Raw genomic sequence first — 2,241 nt, 5'->3', positions numbered from 1 at the left:
GACCATGGCTGAAGCTATGCTAATGGGAAAGCCCGTGATTGCAACGGACTTCTCGGGAAACATGGATTTCATGAACGACGAGAACAGTCTTCTGGTGCCCTACGAGCGGGTGAAGGTCGGCAGGCCTATCCCACCGTACGACGCCGATTTGGAGTGGGCTGAACCTTCGGTCGAGCATGCGGCCCAGTTGATGCGTCGCTTGTACGAGGATCAGCAATGGGCGCGCGAGATGGGCGCTCGCGGCAAGCAAAGCGCTGAAGTCAATCTATCACTCGGCGCGGCGGGGCGCCGCATTGCCGAACGCCTCGATGAAATCGAGACGCTTCGACGGCGCGCGCCGCGCTAGCGTCAGCTAGCGTTCGACGATCCGCCCATGCTCGAGGTGGATCACCCGGTTGCACTCCTTGGCGATCAGGTCTGGCGAGTGCGAGGCGAGCACCAGAATGCCGGATTTAGCCACCACGTCTTTCATCCGTTTCTCCGCCTTTTCTGTAAAGGCGGCGTCCCCGACCGACAGCCATTCGTCCATCAGCAGGATGTCGGCCTCGACGCTGGTCGAGATTGAGAACGCGAGCCGCATCAGCATCCCGGTCGAATAGGTGCGCACCGGCATGTTCACGTATTCGCCTAGGCCGCTGAATTCGCAGATGTCGGGCGTGAGGCGGTCAATGTCTTTCTTGCTCATGCCCATCACGAGGCCGCGAAGCATGATGTTCTCGACGCCCGTCGCATCCATTTCGATACCTAGCGAAGGGTCGATCAGGCTAGCCACCGATCCCTGACGCGCGAACTCGCCTGATGACGGCTCGTAAACGCCGGCAAGTGTGCGCAGCAATGTCGACTTGCCTGCGCCGTTGTGACCAACCAGTCCGAGCCGGTCTCCGCTCTTCAATTCAAGATTGATGCCGCTGAGCGCCTGCACCACGGTCACGCCGGTTTCCTTACCGAAGCGTCCACCGGTCACGGAGGCTGCGAGCGTCTTCTTGAGTGAATTGGCTCCAGCGCCGTAAATTGGAAAGTTGACGGCGACGTTTTTAAGTGAGATGAATGCCATGGATCAGAGCCAGTAGACGACGCGACGGCGGTACTTCGAGAACAGCAGGGTCGCTGCGGCAAGGCACAGGACTGTCCAGAACAGGATGCCCAGCCAACTGTGGACGTGTGCCACCCCCCCCATTAATGGGGTCCGAAGCAAGTCCAGCATCTGCGCAAACGGGTTCCAAAGCACGTATTTGGCACGTCCGGGAAGGCTTTCGGGCAGCCAAAACACCGGCGTGAGGAACATCAGCATTTGCATCACGCTGGTGACGATCTGCGTGACGTCGCGATAACGCGTGCAGATTAGGCCAAGCAATAATCCCAGCGCGTGCGCATTGATGATCAGGATGACAAACGCCGGCACGACAAGCAACACTGACCAAGACAGCGAGATACCGGCCCAGATTGCCACTGGAATGTAGAGCACGATCTGGTGTGCAAACTGGATCAGGTTGCGCGCCAGGCCGCGCCAGACGAACAGGCTGATCGGGAAATAGCCCTGCTTGAGGTAGTTCGACGATCCGACGAAGGCATTACATGCATCAGTCACGATGCTGGAGAAAAAGCCCCAGAAGATGATGCCCAGCGCCAGGTGCGGAAAGAACCGGGAAAGCTCGGTGCCGAACAGCGAGCTGTACAGCGGCCCCATGCCGCCGATCATCACGCCCATGCTCAGGGTGAGCCACATCGGGCCGAGCATGGAGCGGCGATAGCGCAGGACGATGTCAAACCAGGCGAGGGTCCACCAGATGTCAGTGCGGCGGGTGCCTTGCCACCAGTCGGACAAGGCGCTTCGGTGAAGATTGGAATGGACTTGACTCATGTACGGCCGTAAGTGTCTGCGAGGCGGACGATGTCGTCTTCGCCCAGGTAACCGCCGCACTGGACCTCGATGAGCACCAGCTCCTCGTCGCCAATATTGGTCAGGCGGTGTTTTTCCTTCAAGGGAATGTAGCGATACTGGCCCGGAAGCGTCTCATGCTCGGTCTCTCCGATCTGCACGATGGCGCGGCCCTGTACGACCACCCAATGCTCTGCGCGCTGGTGATGGTATTGCAGGGACAGCGCTTCGCCAGGTCTGACGGTGATGCGCTTGACCTTGTAGCCTTCTTCCTCTTTAAGCGAGGCGTAAGTGCCCCACGGACGGTGGACCACCGGCGGCAGGTGCACTGTGTCGTGCTTGCGTGCCTTGAGCACGTCGAC

4 protein-coding genes are annotated in these 2,241 nt (G+C 59.6%); 1 reads left to right on the top strand and 3 read right to left on the bottom strand.

What is annotated here, in order from left to right; translation table 11 throughout:
• Positions 1–346, top strand: a 346-nt coding sequence (locus tag ACSFA3_RS22210; protein WP_435507672.1) for a glycosyltransferase, incomplete at its 5' end; no start/stop codon positions are given.
• A gap of 6 nt (positions 347–352) precedes the next feature.
• Here ACSFA3_RS22210 and ACSFA3_RS22205 read toward each other — a convergent pair.
• The 3 genes from ACSFA3_RS22205 to ACSFA3_RS22195 all read right to left on the bottom strand — a co-directional run.
• Positions 353–1,054, bottom strand: coding sequence for an ABC transporter ATP-binding protein (locus ACSFA3_RS22205; protein ID WP_435472861.1), 702 nt, complete (start codon positions 1,052–1,054; stop codon positions 353–355).
• A gap of 3 nt (positions 1,055–1,057) precedes the next feature.
• Positions 1,058–1,825, bottom strand: coding sequence for an ABC transporter permease (locus ACSFA3_RS22200; protein WP_435472863.1), 768 nt, complete (start codon positions 1,823–1,825; stop codon positions 1,058–1,060).
• Positions 1,826–1,857: 32 nt separating this feature from the next.
• The coding region (locus ACSFA3_RS22195; protein ID WP_435507671.1) for a phosphomannose isomerase type II C-terminal cupin domain at positions 1,858–2,241 on the bottom strand (384 nt) is incomplete at its 5' end.

The organism is Variovorax glucosi, assembly GCF_051216695.1.
Lineage (GTDB): Bacteria > Pseudomonadota > Gammaproteobacteria > Burkholderiales > Burkholderiaceae_C > Variovorax.
Note: the sequence above shows the minus strand (reverse complement) of the source record. Positions and strands in the feature narration are given on the sequence as shown.